Genomic DNA, 18,270 nt, shown 5'->3' on the forward strand with positions numbered 1-18,270 from the left:
CTAGTAAGTTATAGTCTTAAAAGGATAAGTTTAGTTTTTTTGTCTGTAAAGATTTGTGTTTTTATATGTTCAATAATAGTATCCATGCTTATTATTATTTTTTTACCTAATTTACGATTTTTATATTCAAACTTTCCTTCTTTTATTCCATCATCACTAATTAGAATAATATGTGGGATACCTATAAGTTCAATATCAGATAACATTATACCTATTCTGTCTAGACGATCATCAAATAATACATCAATGTTTATAGAAGTTAACGCAATATACAGTTTTTCAGCTTCTATTTTAACACGTGTAAATACACGCATGTTTATTGGAATAATTGCAACTTGAAAAGGCGCTATTGCTGCTGGCCAAATAATTCCGTATTTATCATTATTTTGCTCAATTATAGCTGAAACTACACGGCTACAACCAATACCGTAACATCCCATTTCTATAATATGTTTCTTACTATCAGAACCAAGAAGATAAGCATTCATTGATTTTGAATATTTATGACCAAGTTGAAAAATATGTCCTACTTCAATGCCACGTTTAATTATTACTTTCCCTTGACCACATGGACTAGGATCGTTTTCTACTACATTTCTAAGATCCCGTACTTTTGGGAGTTTTACATCACGATGCCAATTAATATAGAAATAGTATTTTCCATCGATATTAGCACCTGCATGGAAATTACTCATAGATGCAACAGAACGATCAACAATAAATGGCAATTTAAGATTAACTGGACCTGATGAAGTAGGGTGAGCACCAATTAATTGATAAATTTCTTTTTCAGTTGCCATTTGTAATGGAAAGGCAATTTCAGTTAACTTTTCTACTTTAGTTTTATTTAATTCATGAGTTGCTTTTATAAGTAGTCCAATAATTGAACTATCAACATGATTAGATGCCTTAACAAATATAATTTTAACAAAACTTTCAATTGAAAGTTTATGCTGTTTTGCTAATTCTTCGATTGTGTTAATATTTTCTATGTTCACTAATTCCATTTTTTTAGTTGCATTAGGCATTCTAAGAATAGGAGAAAAAGCTGAAGCTTTTTCAATATTTGATGTATAATTAGAATTAGATGAGAACGATATCAAATCTTCACCAATATCCGTTAAAGCATGGAATTCATGAGATTTATCACCACCGATAGAACCTGTATCTGCTTCGACTGAAAGAAAACGTAATCCTATACGGTTGAAAATTCTGCAGTATGTTTGATGTATCGTTTCATATGTTTTATTTAGACTTTTTTTATTTAGATGAAAAGAATACGCATCTTTCATAGTAAATTCTCGAGCACGAATAACACCAAAACGCGGGCGAATTTCATCACGAAATTTTGTTTGAATTTGATATAAGTTTAATGGAAGTTGTTTATAAGATTTTATATTGTTGCGAACTATATCTGTAATTATTTCTTCATGGGTAGGACCCAGTACGAATGATCGATTATGACGATCTGAAATTTTAAGTAACTCAGACCCAAATTCATTATATCTTCCTGTTTCTTTCCAGAGCACAGAAGGCTGCATGATTGGCATTAAAATCTCTATAGCTCCTATATGATTCATCTCTTCACGTACAATCTTTTCAACTTTTCTTAAAACGCGAAGGCCTGTAGGTAACCAAGTATATAGACCTGACGCTAGTTGACGAATCATACCTGAACGTAGCATTAATTTATGACTAATAGCTTCTGCTTCACTTGGAGTCTCTTTTAAAGTAGAGAGAAGGTATTTAGTGACACGCATTTATGCTCCTTTTTAGGTTATTGATTATGATATCATAAGTAAACTGATTTAGTTAAGTTTGTTTATCTTATTGAATTAAATGAATAATAAGTAAGGATAGCTTTTAAAAAACTTTCAATTGATGAAATTTGTCCTGATATAAAATATCTATATACTATTTAACTAAATAATCTCTAATTGCTTTTTCAATACCATCTGGATCCAGATCTAGTTCTTGATGTAGTTCTTCTTGTGTTCCTTGAGCAATAAACCTATCTGGCAAGCCTAGATTTAAAACTGGCTTGATAAGTTTTTCTTTCATCATATATTCGACTACCGCAGAACCAGCACCACCTGCAATTACATTATCTTCTATGGTGACAAGCATATCATGGTTTTCTATAAGGTGTACAATAAGTTTTTCATCAAGAGGTTTAATGAAACGCATATCAGCAACTGTAGTATTAAGTTTATCTGCTACTTTAAGAACATTTTTCAACAAAGTTCCAAAATTTAAAACAGCTATTTTATTTCCTTTACGAATAATACGACCTTTTCCAATTTCAAACGCGCTAAATTTTATTTGAATTTGAGTTCCCATGCCATAACCACGAGGGTATCGGACTGCACTTGGAGCATTATGTTTATAAGCAGTATATAGCATATGACGACATTCATTTTCATCGCTTGGTGCCATAATTGTCATATTTGGAATACAACGTATAAAACTTAAATCAAATGCGCCTTGATGTGTTTCTCCATCTGATCCAACCAATCCTGATCGATCTATGGCAAACATAATAGGAAGGTTCATAATTGCAACATCATGAATTAATTGATCATATCCACGTTGTAAAAAAGTAGAATAAATAGATACAATAGGTCTATCACCAGCAATTGCCATTCCAGTTGCAAGGGTAATTGCATGTTGTTCTGCAATAGCAACGTCAAAGTATCGTTGTGGAAATTCTTTTGAAAAACGCACCATTCCAGATCCTTCACACATAGCTGGAGTAATTGCCATTAATTTAGGATCTAATGTCGCCATATCACATAGAAAATCCCCAAAAATTTCTGAGAAAGTTTGTTTTTTACTAACATTTTCAGGCAAAGTAGTTTGGCTAAGATCAAATTTAGGTACGCCATGATAACTGATAGGATCTTTTTCAGCTGGTTTGTATCCTTTACCTTTTTTAGTTATAACATGCAGAAATTGAGGACCTTTTAGATCACGCATTTTTTTAATTGTTTTAACAAGTTCACTAATGTTATGACCATCTATAGGTCCAATATAGTTAAATCCTAATTCTTCGAATAAAGTCCCTGGTATGATCATACCTTTTATATGTTCTTCAGTTCGTCTAGCTAATTCTTTGATTGGTGGAATTCCAGATAATACTTTTTTCCCTCCCTCTTTAATAGAGGTATATAAATTTCCTGAAAGTAATTGTGTTAAATATTTATTTAATCCCCCAACATTTTTTGATATGGACATCTCATTATCATTTAGTATTATTAGCATATTTGGATGAACATCACCTGCGTGATTCATTGCTTCAAACGCAATTCCAGCTGTGATCGATCCATCACCAATTACGCTTACTACTTTTCGATCTTTTCCCTCTTTATCTAGAGTAATTGCCATGCCAAGTGCAGCACTAATTGAAGTTGAAGAATGTCCAACGGATAGTGTATCATATTCGCTTTCTTCCCTCCATGGAAAAGGGTGAAGTCCATTTTTTTTTCGAATAGTTGCCATTTGATGTCGACGGTTAGTTAAAATTTTATGAGGGTAAGCTTGGTGTCCTATGTCCCAAATAAGTCGATCAAATGGAGTTTCATATATATAATGTAATGCAACTGTTAGTTCTACTGTACCTAAACCAGACGCTAAATGACCACTAGATTGACTTACTGAATTCAATAGATATATACGCAATTCATCGCATAATTGCGGTAGCAGTTCCTTTTTTAGGCTACGTAATTCTCTGGGTGTATTTGCTAGAGATAATATTGGATATTTAGAAATATCGAGAGTCATATGTGTGAGCTTGTTCTGATTAATTAATTTTTTCGTTTAACAAGGTATTTTGCAAATTCTTCAAGTGGTTTTGTATTATATGGAATGGTTTGTAGAGCTTGGATTGCTTCATTTAATAGAGTTTTAGATTTATTAATAGCACCATTGAGACCAAGTAATGCAGGGTAGGTGCTTTTTTTTCGTTCCTGATCAGAACCTTGTGGTTTCCCTAAGATTTCTGTATTGCTAGTAATATCTAAAATATCATCTTGTATTTGAAAAGCAAGGCCAATTGCATCAGCATATTTATTAAGTTGAGGCATGATGCTAATGCCTTTATCTCCAGCAGATAAAGCACCTAATTGAATCGCGCATTTAATAAGTGCACCTGTTTTGTTTCGATGAATGTTTTCTAATTCCTTTAAAGATAACATTTGTTCTGCAGCTTCCAGATCGAGAAATTGTCCCATGCACATTCCATACGCTCCAGATGCTCGAGCAAGTATTTGAATCATTGTGATTCGATTAGATTCAGCTTTTTTTGAAAGTTTTCCTTCTGAAAGAATAGTGAAAGCTAAGGTATGCAAAGCATCACCAGTTAGTATTGCCATAGCTTCATTAAACCTAATATGACAAGTTGGTTGTCCACGGCGTAGTTTGTCATTATCCATTGAAGGAAGGTCATCATGAATTAAAGAATAAGCGTGTATACATTCTATTGCCGATGCTGGAGTATCTAACTGTTCCAAAGAGCAGTTTAAAACTTTACCAGTAATATAAACTAAGATTGGTCGAATGCATTTTCCACCCATTAATCCATAATTCATCGCATCAGTCAAAGTTTGATGTTTATGAGATATGTAGTTTTGCAACCATACATTAAGTTGAGAATGATTTCGTTTTTGATAAAATTTTAATGCCTTAATCATGATTAAGTTCACTATCTGAAGATTTTTCTAAGCAAACATCAAATTTACTTAATTTTAAATCATCATTTTTTAGTAAGATATTGATACGTTGTTCTGCATTAGCTAGTTTTTTTTGACTTGCACGTATTAAAGAAATTCCATTTTCAAATTTTTTTAAGGCTTCATCTAGGGTTAGATTACCATCTTCAAGTTGGCTTACTAAAATGTTGAGTTCTTCAATCATTTCTTCAAAAGACATGTTTTCTCGTATTGTATTTGTCATAATTCACATATATTTAATCTAAGTAGGTAAAAGTTACCTTAGGGATTTGTTTTGGTCAAATTTAACTTAAATAAATTTTCTTAGTTAATTTCACATTATGATATTACTATCTAAGATTGAATAGAATAATTATGAAGTTTAAAATAAGTTATAAAAATTGTCTTTTCTTAATATAGAAAAAAATCAGTTTAACTAAAGTTTTTATAAATAAATAAATTTTTAGTTAATTTTTATGTATATTTAAGTTTTTTTAGCAAGAGGTGTTTTGTGGATTTAGCGACGTTAATAGGGCTCGTTGGTTCTATTGCTTCCGTTGTAATCGCGATGATTCTTGGTGGCAGTATTATGATGTTTCTTGATGTTACGTCGATTTTAATTGTTATGGTTGGTTCAACTTTTGTTGTATTAATGAAATTTACTATAAGACAATTTTTAGCTGCAGCTAAAAAATTGCTGGTAAAAGCATTCATATTTAAGCTAGATGAACCAGAAGATTTAATTGTTAAAATAGTAGAAATGGCAAATGCAGCACGTAGAGGTGGTTTTCTAGCATTAGAAAGTATTGAAATCAAGGATAGTTTTATGAAAAAAGGCATCGATTTATTGGTTGATGGTTATGATTCTGATGTGGTTAAATTAACCTTAAAGAAGGACATTGCTTTAACTGATGAACGTCATGAGAAAGGTTCAGCTGTATTTCGTGCTTTTGGTGATGTTGCACCCGCTATGGGAATGATTGGTACTTTAGTTGGTTTAGTTGCCATGCTTTCAAATATGGATGATCCAAAGGCTATTGGTCCTGCTATGGCAATAGCTCTTTTAACTACCCTTTATGGCGCTATTTTATCTAATATGGTTTTTCTTCCAATTGCAGATAAACTTTCTCTTCGTCGCGAACAAGGAAGATTAAATCGTTGTTTAGTTATGGATGGTGTATTGGCTATTCAAGATGGTCACAATCCTCGTGTTATAGATAGTTATTTAAAAAATTATCTGAATGAAAGCAAGCGATTTTTTGATTTAGATAATGAATAGCAAACTAGATAACAATAAAAAATCTAACACTTCTGCCGGGTTACCGTTATGGATGGCTACATTTGCTGATTTGATGTCATTACTCATGTGTTTTTTTGTATTGCTATTATCTTTTTCTGAAATGGATGTTTTAAAATTCAAGCAAATATCGGGTTCAATGAAATTTGCTTTTGGGATACAAAAAGGAACAGATCTAGAGCTACTTCCAAAAGGAAGTAGTATTATTGCCCAGGATTTTTTACCTAGCCAAATGAATCCTACACCAATTGAGACAATTATGCAAGAAGCTATCAATATTAGTAATAAAGAGATTGATTCTAAAAATGATGGAATTAAATCTAAACTATCTATAGATAAATATAGACAGTCTGAAATTTTTTCTAAAAAAATTGAAAAAAGTCTAAAAATGGCATTACGCATGGAGCTTTCAAAAAGTATTATTGAGATTGAAAATTTAGGACAACAGATTGTCATTCGAATTCAAGAAAAAGGTGTTTTTCCTGAAGAATCTGCTTTTTTACAACCTCAATTTAAACCATTAATTCGTCGTATTGCTAATCTTGTGAAAGATATTCCTGGAATTGTACGTATTTCAGGTCACACAGATAATCAGCCTTTAGATTCTGAACTATATCGTTCAAATTGGGACCTATCTTCACAACGTGCAGTATCTGTTGCTCATGATATGGAGAAAGTACCAGGTTTTTCTCACCAGAGGATTAGAGTTGTAGGAATGGCAGATACTAATCCTTTAGGTCCTAACGATACTGAGTGGCAACGTGCAAGAAATAGGAGAGTTGAAATTGCTATTCTTCAAGGTGAACCTACCTATAGCGAAGAGATTTCATTGTTTCCTTAATAAGGTTCTTGTTAAAATAGTATAAAATATTGTAGTATCCTTAGTTTTATTTTCTGTATATAACCTTTTTATTTTAAAATGAAAGAATGAAGTTTATTGTTAAGATTCATCCAGAAATTTTTGTTAAGAGTTCTTCGGTTCGTAAGCGATTTGTAAAAATTTTAACTTGTAATATTCGTATTATTGTTCAGCGTCAGACAGAATATGTTAAGGTTTTCAATTGCCGAGATCATATAGAGGTAACGTTAAAAAGCAATTTTGATTTTGAAGAAGTACTTAATATTCTAAAAAATACACCAGGTATTCATCATATATTACAAGTTCAGCAATCATATTTTACTGATATGCATGATATTTCTACTCAAGTATTAAAGTTGCATCGTTCAAATATGGAGAATAAAACTTTTTCTGTTCGTGTTAAACGTCATGGGAAACATGAATTTACTTCAGTAGAATTAGAACGTTATATAGGTTGTTTTTTAAATGAATCAATTCAAAGTGCTTCTGTTAGGTTAGTTAAACCAGATTTAACGATAAGTATTGAAATTTTTAATAATAAATTAAATCAAATTATTACTCGTATTCGAGGTTTAGGTGGTTTTCCTTTAGGTACTCAAGAGGATGTACTTAGCCTTATTTCTGGTGGTTTTGATTCTGCTGTATCTAGCTACTTACATATTAAACGTGGTTCTAAAACACATTATTGTTTTTTTAACTTAGATGGTTCTATTCATGAAATTATGGTAAGAAAAATTTCTTATTTTCTTTGGAAAAAATATGGTTCATCAGCTAAAGTAAATTTTTTTTCAGTAAATTTTGTACCTGTAGTAACCGAAATTCTTAAAAAAATTGATAATAGTTATATGAGTGTTATTTTGAAGCGAATGTTTATTCGTGCTGGTGCTATCTTAGCAGAACGATATGGAATTCAAGCATTGATAACTGGTGAATCTCTTGGTCAAGTATCTAGCCAAACCTTAACAAATTTACGTTGTATTGATAGTGTGACTGATACTTTAATTCTTCGTCCACTTATCAATTGGGATAAAGAAGATATTATTAAGCTTGCAAGAGATATTGGTACTGAAGTTTTTTCTAAATCTGTTCCAGAGTTTTGCGGAGTTATTTCAAAAAAACCTACAGTTAAAGCTATAAAAAAGAAGGTAGAAATTGAAGAATCAAAATTTGATTTTTCGATTCTTGAACAAGTAACCTTGGATGTTCAGGTTACCAACATACGTAATATTATATCAAAAAACTTTCAAGTTTTTCCAAGAATCAATCAAGTTAAGGTAGCTGAAATAGATTCAATTATATTAGATATTCGCAGTCCTGATGATAAAAGCAAAAAGCCATTAGTAATGGATAATGTTGAAGTAAGGCATATGCCATTTTTTCGTTTAATAAATCAGTTTAAAAATTTAGATCAAGACAAGGTGTATTTACTTTATTGCGAACATGGTATAATGAGTTTATATCAAGCTATAAATTTACAGAATTGTGGCTTTAATAATGTAAAAATTTATCGTCCTTAATTTTATATTTTTTCAATCAAAAGATGCTAGATTATTTTCAATATAACTAATTATGTTGATTGTTTTTTATTACTTATCAAATACTCAGGGACGTTTTTTATGCTATCTAGTACTTTGGTAGATAGTATTTCTCCTTTTTTAGTCAATGGATTTCCTGTACGGACTAGAATTTTTGTTCCTACATTAGCTCTGTTTGCTGCTATCATATCTTCAACCTTATCACCCACCATAACTGAATTTTTCATATCAATATTTAGATAGTCACGAGCTTTTATAAGCATACCAGGTTTTGGTTTTCTACAATTACATTGTGTTAAATATTTTCCGAGACCCAATGTTGGATGATGTGGGCAATAATAAATTCCAGTAAACTCTACCTTATGTTTAAGGAAACTTCTATACATCCAAGTAGTTAGTGATAAAAAATCTTTTTTAGTAAAAAGTCCGCGGGCAATACCAGATTGGTTAGTAATTAACACAAGTATGTAGCCCATACATTGCAATTGTCTAGTTGCCTCAAATACATTATCAATAAAATCAAAATTGGATTTGTTATATACATATCCATAGTCTACGTTAAGGACACCATCACGATCTAAAAATACCGCTGGTTTAGACAAAGCTCCTCCTATGAAATTTTCAACTAAAAATTTTAAAATCCATGAGATTTATTTCAAGCATTTAAAAATTTTAATAAAAGTCAAAGTCAATCTTGTGCTTTTTGTTATAGTATGCATTACTATAACATGAAGTAGTGAAAATATTTCGATAGACATCACTACATTGATTGTAGACTAAAAAATGATGAACTAATCGGTCTGGATTTGTTTTTTTGTCGCAATCTATTGTATGTATACTGCCTATCTATAATAAATACTAATGCTTTTTTTTGATTTTAATTTAGCTTGTTTGATTCATAGAATTCGCTATGGTAGATAATTGCCATGATTAAAAAAATCATTACATTTCTAGTTTTCTACATTTTAGTTTTGACTGTTCATGCGAAAAAAAGTCTTGACGATTTTCAACGTATCACAGTGGTTACAGGACAGGTTCAAGTTAATGAGATTCCTCAGTCCCTTTCTTTATATGGTAAACTTAAATCTAATGAATCTGTTTTGATATCTTCTGAAATCACAGGTAAAGTCGATGAAATTGCAATTAAAGAAAATCAAGTAGTTAAGCAGGGGCAATTGCTCTTTCGGTTAGATGATTCAAAAATTCAGGAATCGATACGAGAGGCTAAAGTTCATTTTAAGAATCAAAATCGTATTCTTAAAGAGTTCAAGCAGCTCTTACAAAAAGGAGCAATAACTAAAACCAAAGTAGACTATCAGAAAGCTAATGTTGAAATAGCTAAATCTCGTTTAGCTGCCCATGAAGTTTCTTTAAAGCAGTTTCATATTATTGCTCCTTTTTCTGGAACTATAGGTTTGGTAGATTTAAATCGAGGTGAATTAGTTCGTGTCGGTGATAAATTATTTACTTTAGATAATCTTTCAATAATGCAACTTGATGTACAAGTCCCAGAAATTTATTTATCTATGATTAATGTTGGTATGGAAGTAATAGCAAATACTAACGCCTGGAAAAGCGAGCAGTTTGTTGGGAAAGTAACTGCCATCGATTCTCATATTGATAAAGATACATTGACTTTAACAGTTCGAATTCATTTTGAAAATAATTTTATGAAACTAAAACCTGGTATGTTAATGTCAGTTAATATGCTTTTCTCTCCAATAAAAGCATTGGTTATTCCTGTTGAAGCTATTGAATATTCAGGAACTAAACGTTTTGTTTATATAGTTGACAAAAATTCTAAGGCCATTCGTACAGAAGTGGTTTTAGGTTCTCATGTTGGTAATAATTCAATTTTGATTAAACAAGGTTTGCAAATTGGTCAAAAAATTATTGTTCAAGGTATTGTTAAAGTACGTGATGGAATGATCATTCATGAACTTAACTAAGACGTACTAGAGAAAAAGGAAGTTAATTAATGTGGTTATCCGATGTATCGATTAAACGACCTGTGATAGCCATTGTACTTAGCTTATTGCTTGTTTTATTTGGAATCGTTTCTTTCTTAAAACTTCCTGTGCGTGAGATGCCTGATATTAATACTTTATCAGTAACTATTAATACTCATTATAAAGGGGCGTCAGCAAGCATTATTGAGAATCAAATTACCTCTATAATAGAAAAGCATTTATCAAATATTAGCGGTATTGATGAAATCACTTCTTCAACTAGAAGAGGTTTTTCTCGTATTTTAATTAAGTTTCGCTCCGACTCTAATACGAATATTATTATAAATGATATTCGTGATCGTCTAGCTAGTGTTCGACCTTTATTGCCTGATAAAGCTAATGATCCAATTCTTATTAAAGATGAAGGATTAGCTGAAGCTTCTTTATACATTAATTTAAGTTCATCTATAATGGACAGGTTTTTATTGACTGATTATGTAAATAGGGTCTTAATAGATCGGTTTAATTTAATCTCTGGGGTAAGTTCTGTTCATGTTTTTGGTGGCCTTCAAAAAGTAATGTATGTAAAACTCATACCAGATCTAATGGCTGCTCGAGGAGTTAGAACAGTTGATGTTATAAATTCATTAAAAAATGAGAATATTGAACATTCGGCAGGTCAAATTAGCAATGATGCTATTACGATGTCAGTGCGTGTTGCGCGATCATATAATCATGTTAAAGATTTTAATTATTTAATTGTGAAATATGCTCATAATAATATTCCTATTTATTTGAAAGATGTAGCTGATGTATACATTGGTAATAAAAATGAAAATTCAAGCTTTAAAAGTGATGGTGCTGTTAACGTTAGCATGGCCATTATAACACAATCTGATGCTAATCCACTTGAAGTGTCTTATTTAATAAAGGACGAACTAAAAAAAATTCAGAAATTTTTACCGGATGGAACTCGTTTAGATATTGATTATGATGCAACACTGTTTATTAAACGTTCTATTGATGAAGTATATACTACATTATTTATTACTATCGCTTTAGTTATCTTTGTTTTATATATTTTTATAGGTCAGTTAGGTGTAACTTTTATTCCAGCATTGACAGTGCCTATATCTCTAATATCTTCGTTTATAGTTGCTAATTATTTTGGGTTTTCTATTAATCTTTTCACATTAATGGCACTTATTTTATCCATTGGTCTTGTTGTAGATGACGCTATTGTAGTGCTAGAAAATATTTTTCACCATCTTGAGCAGGGTAAATCAGCTTTAGTTGCTGCATATAGAGGCGTAAAAGAAGTTAGTTTCGCAGTTATTGCAACGACATTAATATTAGTTATGGTATTTTTACCAATCTCTTTTATGGATGGGATAGTAGGATTATTTTTTAAAGAATTTTCTGTTTTTTTAGCCATGTCAGTAATATTTTCTTCTTTTGTTGCACTGACTCTAACACCAGTATTAAGCAGTAAACTTTTAAAACCAGGTGTATACAGCGAAATTAATACATTGACTAGCTTTATAATGCACAAATTTTCCAAGTTAGAATTCTATTATCGTAATCTTTTAAAATACATTTTAAAGCGGAAATGGATAGGACCGTTTTCAATTATATCATGTATATGTGCTAGCTTTTTATTGAGTATTAAATTGCCATCAGAATTATTGCCAGTAGAGGATCGTGGTGTAATTTTAGCTTTTGTTAGGGGGAGTGATTCTAGTAGTTATCATCGGATATCTTCAAGTATGAATCTTATTGAAGATCGTCTAATGCCTATGCTTGATCAAGATTTTTTGAAGTCGTTTAGTATTCAATCTCCGGCATTTTCAGGGCTTCATGGTGATCAGACTGGTTTTATAATTATGATCCTGAAAGATTGGGATAAAAGGATTCTCACTGTTCATCAAGCATTAGATAAAGTTCGTCAGGCATTTATAGATATTCCTGATGTAAAAATTTCCTCTTTTATACCAAGTTTTTCAAGTGGTTTAACTAAGCCTATTCAGTTTATTCTATCAGGTTCTGACTATGTAGAGTTACAAGAATTAGCAAATATTTTAAAATATCAGGCTGAAATTTCTCCATTTATGGAAGGGGTAGACATTGATTATTCAGAGAAAACACCAGAATTAGTTATCACTGTTGATAAGAAAAGTGTATCGGCACTTGGGATTAATGTTTCTGATATTTTTCATGTATTAGAAGTTATGCTTAATGGTATCAGCGAGACAACTTTCATAGAACGAGGTGAAGAGTATGATGTATATCTTCGTGGAGATGACAGTAGTTTTAATAACGTTATGGATCTAAGCAAAATATATATTCCTACTGCTTCAGGTAAATTGGTAGTTTTAAATACTATAGCTAATATTGAAGAAATGACTTCTTCTAATCGCTTATCTCACTATAATAGGAAAAAATCAATTACTTTAACAGCTAATATTTCGAATGGTCATACTCTTGGACAAGCTCTAAATTTTTTAGAAAAAAAAGCTATTCAGATAATACCGAGTGATATTTCAATAAATTATTCTGGTGAATCTAAAGAATATAAAGAGAATAGATCAAATATCTTAATCATATTTATTTTATCTTTATTTGTTGCTTACTTAGTTCTCGCAGCTCAATTTGAAAGTTTCATTAATCCCCTAGTTATAATTTTTACTGTTCCTATAGGAGGATTTGGTGGTCTATTAGGTTTGTTTTTAACAAATCAAGGTCTAAATATTTATAGCCAGATTGGTATGATTATGCTCATTGGTATGGTAACTAAAAATGGGATTTTAATTGTTGAGTTTGCTAATCAACTTCGTGATTCTGGTTTATCCTTTGAAAAAGCTATTCTTAATGCCTCTGAAAGAAGATTACGCCCAATTTTAATGACTTCATTTACAACCATCATTGCTTCAATGCCATTAATTTTATCAACAGGACCTGGTCATGAAAGTCGCATTTCAGTAGGGACGGTTATTTTTTTTGGAATGGGGGTTTCAACTATAATAACCTTGTTTATTATCCCTGCTATGTATAATTTGATTTCAGCATCTACAAAATCACCAGGATATATTGCAATGCAATTAAATGAAGAATTAAAAAATGACAATTAATTTAATTTAAAGGTATTAAGTAGGTAAAATTTTTAGGTTTTTATGCAACTTATTAAGTTAGTTTACTTCGTGTTTATTCATCATTAATTTGGATATACTTAGATTTTTTCCTGAATATATGAGTGATATAATAAATCAATGATTAGTTTAAGAATTTTTAGTTATATGTCATTACAAATCAAGAAAGTTGTTATTGGAGGAATTTTAAAAATGTTTAATCCTGAGGTAAGTATCTCTGATTATGATACAGAGCTATTTTTAGCAATGAAAGGCGAAGAACGTAGACAGGAGGAACATATTGAACTAATTGCTTCAGAAAATTATACAAGTCAAAGGGTTATGGAAGCTCAAGGGTCTCAGTTAACGAATAAATATGCTGAAGGTTATCCAGGTAAACGTTATTATGGAGGTTGTAAGTACGTAGATCAAGTTGAGAGATTGGCAATTAAACGAGCATGTTCTTTATTTGGTACAGAATATGCGAATGTGCAACCACATTCAGGTTCTCAAGCAAATAATGCAGTTTATATGGCTTTATTAAATGTAGGAGATACTATTTTAAGTATGGGATTGGAATATGGTGGTCATCTTACTCATGGTTCTTCTGTAAATTTTTCTGGCAAGCTTTATAATGTTATCCATTATGGTATTGATAAAAAAGGGAAAATTAATTACAAAGAAATGGAACTTCTAGCAATACGGCATAAGCCAAAAATGATTATCGGTGGTTTTTCTGCTTACTCACAAATTTGTAATTGGTTACGTATGCGTGAAATAGCTAATAAAGTTGGTGCTTATTTTTTTGTAGATATGGCACATGTTGCAGGTCTTGTTGCAGCAGGTGTTTATCCAAGTCCTGTAAAATATGCAGATGTAGTAACGACAACAACCCATAAAACATTAGCAGGTCCTCGTGGGGGTCTTATTTTATCTAATGGGGGTAACGAGTTATATAAAAAGCTAAATGCTTCATTGTTTCCTGGTAGCCAAGGAGGTCCTTTGATGCATGTTATTGCAGCTAAGGCTGTTGCTTTTAAAGAAGCACTAGAACCTGAGTTTAAAGAATATCAATCTCGTGTTATTTTAAATTCTAAAGCAATGGTTAATATATTTTTATCTCGTGGATATAAAGTGGTTTCTGGTTCTAGTGAAAATCATTTATTTCTTATTGATTTAACAAATAAAGGAATTACAGGAAAAGAAGCTGATGAGGCGTTAGGTGCTGCAAATATTACAGTAAATAAAAATACGGTGCCAAATGATCCTAACAGTCCATTTGTTACCTCTGGAATTCGAATTGGTTCTGCCTCTGCAACACGTCGAGGTTTTACACAATCAGACATGAAAATAGTAGCTACTTGGATTTGTAATATCCTAGATAATATAGGAGATCGAACTATTATTAAAGCCACTAAAATACAAGTGTTAAAAATTTGTAAACGTTTACCAGTTTACATCTAGATTATTTTATAAATAGCATATACTTATATTTATGTAATTTCTTTTCCCTTTGCCTGAAGATCAGCATGATATGATGAACGTATGAAAGGTCCACATGCAGCATGAGTAAAACCTAATTTAATAGCAATTTCTTTTATCTCTTTAAATTCTTCTGGTGTAATATAACGTTTAACAGAAAGGTGATGTTGGCTAGGTGCTAAGTATTGACCTATAGTAAGCATGCTTACTTCATGATTACGAAGGTGTTTGAGAACTTCTATGATTTCTTTTTTAGTTTCACCCAATCCCATCATTAAACCTGATTTTGTTGGAATATTTGGATTTTGTTCATTGAATTTTTTTAATAGTTTCAGTGACCATTCATAGTTTGCACTTGGTCGGACTTGGCTATAAAGACGAGGAATTGTTTCTAAATTATGATTAAAAATATCTGGTAAGTTGATTTTCATTAAATTCAATGCAACTTCCATGCGTCCCCGAAAATCTGGAACTAGTATTTCGATTTTGATTCCTGGATTTAATAAACGAATTTCACGAGTACAATCTGAAAAATGCTGTGCACCACCATCGCGTAAATCATCTCGATCAACAGATGTAATTACAACATAGTTTAGTTTCATATTTTTAATTGTTTCTGCAAGTCTTTTAGGTTCATCAGGATCTGGAGGGAAAGGACGACCATGAGTAATATCACAAAAAGGACAACGACGAGTACAAACTATACCCAGTATCATAAAAGTAGCCGTGCCACGATTAAAACATTCTGATAAATTTGGGCATGAAGCTTCTTCACATACTGAGTGGAGTCCATTTTTTCGCATTGTTAACTTAATTTGTTGAATGCGCCTATTATCTAATGGTAACTTTATTTTCATCCATTTTGGTTTTTTAAGCTTTTCTTTTGTTTCTTTGATCTTTATAGGCTTTCTGAATGAAATCGAAGCAATTTTATCAGCTCTATTAATGTTTTTGTTGATTTGAATTCGTTTCTTCATACTTTATAAACTAAAATATCTGTTTGTATATGTACTTAGATTTATATCTTTTATATAGATTATATCTTTGTAATTAAATAATATAATAAATTCTTTTATGATTTCTTGTTCTATATGGTTCAATTGTTTAGGACCTCCCAATTGACTAATTTGCACCATTTCCATATCGTGATAACCACATGGATCAATATACAGGAAAGGAGAAAGATCCATATTGACATTCAGAGCTAACCCATGGAAAGAACATCCTTTACGAATACGCAGTCCTATAGAGCAAATTTTTTTGTTATTAACATATACACCTGGTGCATTAGGTTGAGATATTGAATCAATATTATATTTTTTTAATGTATTAATCACGAGTTTTTCGATACAAGTCACAAAATCTCGAACACTTATTTTTTTTCTATGTAGGTCAATTAAGAAGTATACAATCAACTGTCCAGGACCGTGATAAGTAATTTTACCACCTCGATCACTTTTAATTAAAGGAATGTTAATATTATTAAATACTTGCTTTGTTGTATCTGATTGACCTTGAGTGAAAACCGGATAATGTTCTAAGAGCCAAAGCTCATCTAGATCTTTATTTGTGCGTTTATCAGTAAATTCTCTCATAGCACCCCAGATTTTTTTATACTCACACAGTCCAAACTTTTTGATAATAACTTGATTTTCCAATAATGACCTTTTTGTTTTTAATTTATTTTATATTATGTAGATACAAAAATATTAGAACTATCATAGAGTATATTTTAAAGTTTTACAGTTTTCATAACACTATACGAACAATACTTATTTCAGAGAAATCTTTATAAAGATTTTCTATTTGTTCAATAGAAGCTGCTACGATTCTGATAGAAACTGCATAGTAATTACCTTTAGTACTTGGTTTGATAGTTGTAGTATAATTACCGGATACATAACACTTGATCACGTTTGAAATGAGATTTATTAATTCAGGTTTTGCATCACCTATCACTTTATATGTAAATAAACACGGGAACTTGAGTAGATCTTTTAATTTTGTATCTAAAAAATTACTATTAACCATGAGAAGCACAACACCCAGTCTTCTCAGTATTCTCACTTGCAGTTGCTTTCGCATTTTCTAAGAGAGAAAACAAGTCTTTGAATAACAAAACCACATAATCCCAGAGACGACTTAATAGTCCTGCTTGTTGAACTTCGTTTAAAGTAAGTAGTGGATATTCAGCAATCTTATTACCATTCAATTCGTAGTAAAGTATACCTACTTGTTCTCCTTTCATTATTGGTGCTTCAAGATCTTTTTCAAGTACAAAACTTGCTTTCAAATTTTTAGCTTCTCCTTTAGGTAAAGTTACGTAAGTATTTTTATCAACACCTAAAGAAACAGTGTTATCTTTACCCATCCAGATTCTTTCTTCAACAAAAACTTTTCCTGCTTGATGTGGTGAAATTGTTTCAAAAAATCGAAATCCATAGTTGAGTAACTTTTTACTTTCAGATTTTCGAATTTCATTGCTTTCAGTTCCCATCACAACAGCAATTAAACGCATTTTATCTTGAGTAGCTGATGTAACTAAGCTATAACCTGAATTATTTGTATGAGCAGTTTTGATGCCATCTATATTAAGACTTTTATCCCAAAGCAGACTATTTCGATTATATTGAGTAATTTCGTTATAAGTGAATTTTTTTTCTGAATAAATTTTATATACTTCAGGAAAATCTTGAATCAAAGCTGAAGAGAGTAATGCTATATCATAAGGTGTTGAATAAAGGTCAGAATTATCCAGTCCATGAGAGTTAGAAAAATGGGTATTAAGCATACCAAGGGAATCTGCCCAAGCGTTCATTAAATCTACAAAAGAATCTTCAGATCCTGAGATGTACTCAGCAATGGCAACACATGCATCATTACCAGATTGTATGATAATACCACGATTAAGATCTCTAACTTTAACTATATTCCCTACTTCTATAAACATTTTTGATGAATTAGGAAAATTTTTAGACCAGGCATTTTTGCTGATAATAACATCATCTTCTTTAGAAATGTTACCCTGTTCAAGTTCACGTCCTATAATATAACTAGTCATTATTTTAGTTAAACTTGCTGGAGGTAATTTAGTGTGCATTTGTTTTTCTGTAATTACTTTCCCTGAATGATGATCAACTAATATATAGCCTTTAGCTGCAATTGTTGGAGCATCAGGTACTATAATATGGGCAGTAACTAATGCTGAAAAAAGAAAAGTAGAAATGCTATAAACAGATTTTATTAAAGTGATTTTTTTCATAATTAACATGAGTATATTGGTTAGCTAGTAATTATTAAGTTTGCATTGTATTCTA

At 31.1% G+C, this 18,270-nt stretch carries 14 protein-coding genes and 1 pseudogene; 6 read left to right on the plus strand and 9 right to left on the minus strand.

Annotated features, from left to right (window positions below; all coding sequences use genetic code 11):
• Positions 1 to 8 precede the first annotated feature (8 nt).
• From O1U_RS03370 to O1U_RS03385, 4 genes are all read right to left on the minus strand, one after another.
• A complete protein-coding gene (locus O1U_RS03370) occupies positions 9 to 1,760 on the minus strand; it encodes a proline--tRNA ligase (protein WP_016503995.1) in 1,752 nt (583 codons plus the stop codon).
• Between the two features lie 154 nt (positions 1,761 to 1,914).
• The gene (gene dxs / locus O1U_RS03375; RefSeq protein WP_016503996.1) at positions 1,915 to 3,780 is read right to left on the minus strand and encodes a 1-deoxy-D-xylulose-5-phosphate synthase; all 1,866 of its coding nucleotides are present in this window, start codon (positions 3,778 to 3,780) and stop codon (positions 1,915 to 1,917) included.
• Between the two features lie 23 nt (positions 3,781 to 3,803).
• Positions 3,804 to 4,688, minus strand: a complete 885-nt coding sequence (gene ispA / locus O1U_RS03380) for a (2E,6E)-farnesyl diphosphate synthase (RefSeq protein WP_016503997.1) — start codon at positions 4,686 to 4,688, stop codon at positions 3,804 to 3,806.
• A complete protein-coding gene (locus tag O1U_RS03385) occupies positions 4,681 to 4,950 on the minus strand; it encodes an exodeoxyribonuclease VII small subunit (RefSeq protein ID WP_016503998.1) in 270 nt (89 codons plus the stop codon). The genes ispA and O1U_RS03385 overlap by 8 nt, the downstream gene beginning before the upstream one ends.
• A 267-nt stretch (positions 4,951 to 5,217) precedes the next feature.
• Between O1U_RS03385 and pomA the strand changes: the two genes are divergently transcribed.
• From pomA to thiI, 3 genes are all read left to right on the plus strand, one after another.
• Entirely contained in the window at positions 5,218 to 5,985 is a 768-nt protein-coding gene (gene pomA, locus O1U_RS03390; protein WP_016503999.1) for a flagellar motor protein PomA, read from the plus strand.
• Positions 5,978 to 6,844, plus strand: a complete 867-nt coding sequence (locus O1U_RS03395; protein ID WP_016504000.1) for a flagellar motor protein MotB — start codon at positions 5,978 to 5,980, stop codon at positions 6,842 to 6,844. The genes pomA and O1U_RS03395 overlap by 8 nt, the downstream gene beginning before the upstream one ends.
• Positions 6,845 to 6,930: 86 nt before the next feature.
• Positions 6,931 to 8,379 carry a tRNA uracil 4-sulfurtransferase ThiI gene (thiI, locus tag O1U_RS03400; RefSeq protein ID WP_016504001.1) on the plus strand — a complete coding sequence of 483 codons (1,449 nt, stop codon included), beginning with the start codon at positions 6,931 to 6,933 and terminating at the stop codon, positions 8,377 to 8,379.
• 50 nt (positions 8,380 to 8,429) lie between these two features.
• Here the strand turns inward: thiI and gmhB are convergent, their stop codons facing one another.
• Positions 8,430 to 8,999 carry a D-glycero-beta-D-manno-heptose 1,7-bisphosphate 7-phosphatase gene (gene gmhB / locus O1U_RS03405; RefSeq protein WP_016504002.1) on the minus strand — a complete coding sequence of 190 codons (570 nt, stop codon included), beginning with the start codon at positions 8,997 to 8,999 and terminating at the stop codon, positions 8,430 to 8,432.
• Positions 9,000 to 9,323: 324 nt separating this feature from the next.
• Here gmhB and O1U_RS03410 point away from each other — a divergent pair, with 324 nt between their 5' ends.
• The 3 genes from O1U_RS03410 to glyA all read left to right on the plus strand — a co-directional run bounded on the left by O1U_RS03410 (position 9,324) and on the right by glyA (position 14,935).
• The gene (locus tag O1U_RS03410; protein WP_016504003.1) at positions 9,324 to 10,346 is read left to right on the plus strand and encodes an efflux RND transporter periplasmic adaptor subunit; all 1,023 of its coding nucleotides are present in this window, start codon (positions 9,324 to 9,326) and stop codon (positions 10,344 to 10,346) included.
• Positions 10,347 to 10,375: 29 nt separating this feature from the next.
• Positions 10,376 to 13,474, plus strand: a complete 3,099-nt coding sequence (locus O1U_RS03415) for an efflux RND transporter permease subunit (RefSeq protein ID WP_016504004.1) — start codon at positions 10,376 to 10,378, stop codon at positions 13,472 to 13,474.
• Positions 13,475 to 13,684: 210 nt separating this feature from the next.
• Positions 13,685 to 14,935 carry a serine hydroxymethyltransferase gene (glyA, locus tag O1U_RS03420; RefSeq protein WP_016504005.1) on the plus strand — a complete coding sequence of 417 codons (1,251 nt, stop codon included), beginning with the start codon at positions 13,685 to 13,687 and terminating at the stop codon, positions 14,933 to 14,935.
• Between the two features lie 29 nt (positions 14,936 to 14,964).
• Here the strand turns inward: glyA and lipA are convergent, their stop codons facing one another.
• From lipA to O1U_RS03440, 4 genes and pseudogenes are all read right to left on the minus strand, one after another.
• Positions 14,965 to 15,930 carry a lipoyl synthase gene (gene lipA, locus O1U_RS03425; protein ID WP_016504006.1) on the minus strand — a complete coding sequence of 322 codons (966 nt, stop codon included), beginning with the start codon at positions 15,928 to 15,930 and terminating at the stop codon, positions 14,965 to 14,967.
• Positions 15,931 to 15,933: 3 nt separating this feature from the next.
• Positions 15,934 to 16,611, minus strand: a complete 678-nt coding sequence (gene lipB, locus O1U_RS03430) for a lipoyl(octanoyl) transferase LipB (protein ID WP_016504007.1) — start codon at positions 16,609 to 16,611, stop codon at positions 15,934 to 15,936.
• A gap of 91 nt (positions 16,612 to 16,702) precedes the next feature.
• Positions 16,703 to 16,984, minus strand: a complete 282-nt coding sequence (gene ybeD, locus O1U_RS03435) for a DUF493 family protein YbeD (protein WP_016504008.1) — start codon at positions 16,982 to 16,984, stop codon at positions 16,703 to 16,705.
• 67 nt (positions 16,985 to 17,051) lie between these two features.
• Positions 17,052 to 18,215 (minus strand): annotated as a pseudogene (locus O1U_RS03440) (serine hydrolase); the annotation flags it as partial.
• Positions 18,216 to 18,270 lie beyond the last annotated feature (55 nt).

The organism is Candidatus Photodesmus katoptron Akat1 (genome assembly GCF_000478685.1).
In the GTDB taxonomy this organism is placed as follows: domain Bacteria; phylum Pseudomonadota; class Gammaproteobacteria; order Enterobacterales; family Vibrionaceae; genus Vibrio; species Vibrio anomalopis.